This window comes from Nocardia sp. NPDC004722, assembly GCF_053601505.1.
Genome location: NZ_JBSGBY010000600.1, coordinates 1 through 5057, shown reverse-complemented (window position 1 = coordinate 5057; position 5057 = coordinate 1). Strand labels below are relative to the sequence as shown.

Genomic DNA, 5057 nt, shown 5'->3' with positions numbered 1-5057 from the left:
GCCTCGCACCGGCTGCCCGAGGTCATCGACGCATGGTCGCACGCGGCCGAGACGCATCCGGACGCGCCGCCGCCGGTGCGGACGCCGCCGGGGGCGAGCACCGAGATCGCGGCCGTGGCAGGCGCTTTGGACCGCGTGCAGACCACCGCCTTCGAACTCGCCTCCCAGCAGGCGCTGGTGCGACACAACACCACCGAGTCCATGGGCAACCTGGCGCGGCGCAATCAGAACCTGGTGCACCGGCAGCTCGCGTTGATCAGCGAGTTCGAGCGCGAGGAGCTCGACCCGCAGGGCCTGGCCAATCTGTTCGAGCTCGACCACCTGGCGACCCGCATGCGCCGCAATGCCGAGAGCCTGCTGGTGCTGGTCGGCGAGAGCAGCCCGCGCCGGTTGTCGCGGCCGATCGCCCTGGTCAATGTGATTCGCGCGGGCATGTCCGAGGTGGACGACTACCGCCGCGTGGTGTTGCGCCGGGTGGAGGACGTCATGATCGCGGGATCGGTGGCCAGCGAGCTGTCGCACATGATCGCCGAGCTGATCGAGAACGGCCTGGCCTTCTCGCCGCCGGATCTGGAGGTCGAGATCTACGGCCGCCGTGGGCCGCAGGGGTATCTGCTGGCCGTGGTCGATCACGGCGTCGGCATGTCGGCGGAGCAACTGGAGCGCTCGAACGCCAAGCTGCGCGGGGAAGAGGACTTCATCGTCGCGCCGACGCGCTACCTGGGCCACTACGTGGTGGGTCGGCTCGCGCAGCGGCTCGGAGTCCAGGTGGAGCTCAACACGTCGCCGGTCAGCGGGATCGTCGCGCGTCTGACCCTGCCCGCGGAAATCCTTGCCGCGGACCAGGATCAGCATCCCGAGACGGTGCAGGCCCTGATCACCGGCACCATGGTGGCCCCGGTATGGGGCGCGGATTCGCAGGCCGCACCCGCGCCGGAACCGCCGCGCGCCGCCGCCGCGCCCGCCCTGCCCACCGGCTTCGCCGCCGCCGGACCCGCACTGCACGCGCCCCAACCGGAGTTCGCGGCCCAGCCGCAGCCCGCCGCCCCGCCGAATACCGGCGCACTGCCGATGATCGCCGCGCTGCCGAACGGTGCCGCCCTGCCGAATGTTGCCGGACTGTCGGATATTTCGGCGCGGCCGGAGGTCGCGCCCCAGCCCGCTGCCACGTCTCTGCCCACTGTCGCGTCCCAGCCCACCGTCGCGTCCCAGCCCGCTGTTGCGGCCTTGCCGACGGCGGCCCCGCCGGACACGGCGGGCCCCGCGACCGGCACTACACCCGTCGTGCGTACCACCCGCAATGGACTTATCAAGCGCGACAAGCGATCTCGCGCCGAGACCCCCGGACCGCAATCCCGCCCCGACTCCGGCCGCGCCCAGCGCCCGGAATCCGGTGCGGCGCCGGACCGGACCCCCGAGGAAACCCGGACCATGCTGTCGTCCTTCCGCGCCGGTCACGAGCGCGGCGCCACGATCGCCCCGTCCGTGCCGAACGCAGAGGAGAACTGGTGAGCACCCAGCTGCCGAGCGCCACCCCGCACACCTTCAACTGGATGCTGGCGAATTTCGTGCGAGACACCGCGGGGGTGCGGGACACCGTCGCGGTGTCCTCGGACGGCTTGCTCATCGCGATGTCCGACGGTCTCGATCGGGCGGGCGCGGACCGGCTCGCCGCCATGGTGTCCGGGCTCGCCAGCATTTCGCGCAGCGCGTCGCGCAGCTACTCCTTCGACGGCCTGAAGCTGATCATGATCGAGATGAAGCGCGGCTTCCTGCTGGTCTCGACCATGGGCACCGGCAGTTTCCTGGGCGTGATCGCCGACGGCAACTGCGATGTGGGCCTGGTCGGCTACGAGATCTCGGTGCTCGCCGAGCGCGCGGGCTCGCTGCTGGATCCGGCCCTGATCTCCCAGCTGCGAGAGAACATGCGCCGATGAGAGATTCCGACTTCGCCGCGGGCGCGGACCCGCACGACGACCACAACAATTTCGTGCGCCCGTTCGTGGTCACCGGCGGCCGCACCACACCCGTGATCGACGGGCTGCGCATCGAAACCCTGGTGCAGGCACCGCCTTCGGCGCTCTCCGCGCCCTTGCAGCTCGAGCAGCGCGCCGTCGTGCAGTTGTGCCAGCGGCCCTGCTCGATCGCGGAAATCGGTGCGCTGCTGCATATTCCGGTGGGCCTGGCCAAGGTGATCGTGAGTGATCTCGCGGCCGCCGGGTTCCTCGCCGTGCGCGAGGCCCCGGAGCTGTCCGTCGCTGCGATCGAGAGGATCAGGGATCTTGTTCGGGCACTCTGACACCCGCGCCGTACCCGCCGAGCCACGCCCCGCCCCGATCCTGCCGTCGTCGGTGAAGATCGTGGTCAGCGGCGGATTCGGCGTCGGCAAGACCACGTTCATCGGCGCCATCTCCGAGATCGAGCCGCTCGCCACCGAGGCCGCCATGACCGAGGCCGCGGTGAACATCGACGATCCGGGCCGGCGCGACCAGAAGACGCAGACCACGGTGGCGCTGGACTTCGGCCGCATCACCCTGGACCGCTCGCTGATCCTCTACCTGTTCGGCACACCCGGCCAGGACCGGTTCGTGTTCCTGTGGGACGACCTGGTCGACGGCGCGCTCGGCGCGGTGCTGGTGGTCGACACCAGCCGCATCGACGACTGCTTCCCGGTGCTGGACTACTTCGAGGAGCGCAATACGCCGTTCGTGGTGGTGGTCAACCGCTTCGAGAACGAGACGCGGTTCGATCTGGACGAGGTCCGCGAGGCGCTGGAGCTCGACGACGGGATTCCGCTGCTGGAATGCGACGCACGCGACCGGGAATCGGTGAAGAACGTGCTCGTGGCCCTGCTCGAGCAGGTGCTGTTCCACTTCGTCACGGTGTGAGAGGAGATCGTCCGTTGTTCACCACCCGTCCCACCCTGCAGGGCACCTTCGGCATGGTGTCCTCCACTCACTGGCTGGCCTCGGCCACCGCGATGGCTGTGCTCGAGGACGGCGGCAATGCCTTCGACGCCGCCGTCGCGGCGGGCTTCGTGCTGCACGTGGTGGAACCGCACCTCAACGGCCCCGCCGGTGAGGTGCCGATCATCCTCGCACCGGCGGGCCGCCCGGCCCGGGTGCTGTGCGGCCAGGGGCCCGCGCCCGCGGGCGCGACCATCGAGCACTACCGGGGTCTCGGCCTGGATCTGGTGCCCGGCACCGGTCCGCTGGCCGCCGCGGTGCCCGGCGCGTTCGACGCGTGGATGCTGCTGCTGCGGGATCACGGCACCAAGCGACTGTCCGAAATCCTGTCCTACGCCATCGGTTACGCCGAGCACGGGCATCCGGTGGTCGAGAATGTCGGGCGTACGGTGGCGGAGGTCGCAGAGCTGTTCGAGTCCGAATGGACCAGTTCGGCGGCGCTGTACCTGACCGGCGGTCGCCCGCCCGCGCCGGGCGCGCTGCTGCGCAATCCGGCCCTGGCCGCGACCTGGCGACGCGTGATCGCGGAGGCCGAGGCGGCGGGCGCGGAGCGCGAGACGCAGATCGAGGCGGCCCGGCGCGTGTGGCGGGAGGGCTTCATCGCCGAGGCGCTGGCCTCCGCCGCCGCACGGCCCGCCATGGACACCTCGGGTGAACGCCACGCGGGCACGCTCGACGGCGGGGATCTGGCGAAATTCGAAGCCACGTACGAGGATCCGGCGACCTACACCTGGAACGGGTGGACCGTCGCCAAGCCCGGACTGTGGAGTCAGGGGCCGTCGTTCCTGCAACAGCTGGCGCTGTTGTCCGAGCTTCCGGCCTACGGCACCCCGGAGTACTACCACGTGCTCATCGAGGGTTCGAAGCTCGCCATGGCCGACCGCGAGGCCTGGTACGGCGACAATCCGACGGTCCCGCTCGAAGCGCTGCTGTCGCCGGAGTACAACGCGCAACGCCGGGCACTGATCGGAGCGCACGCCTCGGCGGAGCTGCGCCCGGGCAGCCCGGACGGGCGGACGCCGCGGCTGAGCGCTTTCGCGTCGGATTCCGTTGCGGTGGTGCCGAGTTCGCTGGGCGCGGGCGAGCCGACCGTGGGCTCCAGCGGCGCGACCAAGGGCGACACCTGTCACCTCGACGTGGTGGACCGCTGGGGCAATATGGTCGCCGCGACGCCCAGCGGCGGCTGGTTGCAGTCCAATCCCGTGATCCCGGAACTGGGTTTCCCGCTCGGCACCCGCCTGCAGATGGCGTGGCTGGAGCCGGAGCTGCCGAATTCGCTGACCCCGGGCCGTCGTCCGCGCACCACCTTGAGCCCGTCGCTGGCCTTGCGCGACGGGGTCGCGGTGATGGCGTTCGGTACTCCCGGCGGCGATCAGCAGGATCAGTGGAGTCCGCACTTCCTGCTGGCGGTGGCCCTGCGCGAGCAGGTGCGCGGCGGCCTCGACCTGCAAGGCGCGATCGACGCGCCGAACTGGCATCAGGAGAGCTTCCCCGGCTCGTTCTATCCGCGCACCATGAATCCCGGTGCGGTGGTGGTGGAATCGCGGATCGGCGCCGAGGTGATCGACGAGCTCGAGCGGCGCGGTCACCGGGTGACGGTGGGCGGGCCGTGGTCGGAGGGCCGGTTGTGCGCGGTGGCGCGCGACCCCGAGACCGGTGTGCTCTCCGCCGGTGCGAATCCGCGCGGCATGCAGGGTTACGCCGCCGGTCGATGATCGAACATCTCATGAGAATGACCTTCCCTTTTCGTCCTCGGAACTCGAAGTAGGTTGTCGCCCATGCTCGTTCGCCTCTCCAAGCTGATGGGGCTCACCGCGGCGGCCGTCGTGCTGGCCGCCTGCGCGTCGCCCCATGAATCCACTCGAAGCGGTACGCACGCCGACGATTTCGGCACCCCGGTGGGAACGCAGTCGGTGAAATCCGGCGGCGATCTCGTGATGGGCCTGTCGTCCGAACCGGATCGGCTGGACCCGACCACGTCCAGCTCGCTGTTCACCCGGTACGTGATGAGCTCGATCTGCGAGAAGCTCTACGACAACGACTCGGCCGGAAACCTGGTGCCGCAGTTGGCGACCGCGCTGCCGACGGTCT

The 5057-nt window shown here is 70.3% G+C and carries 5 protein-coding genes and 1 pseudogene; all 6 read left to right on the top strand.

Annotated elements, in window-relative coordinates:
- Window positions 1-1512: ATP-binding protein (locus ACWELQ_RS37675; protein WP_452401793.1), on the top strand; the 1512-nt coding region annotated here is incomplete at its 5' end.
- Window positions 1509-1937, top strand: coding sequence for a roadblock/LC7 domain-containing protein (locus tag ACWELQ_RS37670; protein ID WP_379356837.1), 429 nt, complete (start codon window positions 1509-1511; stop codon window positions 1935-1937). The genes ACWELQ_RS37675 and ACWELQ_RS37670, both read left to right, overlap by 4 nt.
- Complete coding sequence (locus ACWELQ_RS37665; RefSeq protein WP_452401792.1) at window positions 1934-2299, top strand: DUF742 domain-containing protein; 366 nt, start codon at window positions 1934-1936, stop codon at window positions 2297-2299. The genes ACWELQ_RS37670 and ACWELQ_RS37665 overlap by 4 nt, the downstream gene beginning before the upstream one ends.
- A complete protein-coding gene (locus ACWELQ_RS37660) occupies window positions 2280-2888 on the top strand; it encodes a GTP-binding protein (protein ID WP_452401794.1) in 609 nt (202 codons plus the stop codon). Before ACWELQ_RS37665 ends, ACWELQ_RS37660 begins: the two co-directional genes overlap by 20 nt.
- A 14-nt stretch (window positions 2889-2902) precedes the next feature.
- Window positions 2903-4681 carry a gamma-glutamyltransferase family protein gene (locus ACWELQ_RS37655; RefSeq protein WP_452401791.1) on the top strand — a complete coding sequence of 593 codons (1779 nt, stop codon included), beginning with the start codon at window positions 2903-2905 and terminating at the stop codon, window positions 4679-4681.
- 63 nt (window positions 4682-4744) lie between these two features.
- Window positions 4745-5057, top strand: a pseudogene (locus tag ACWELQ_RS37650) (ABC transporter substrate-binding protein); the annotation flags it as partial.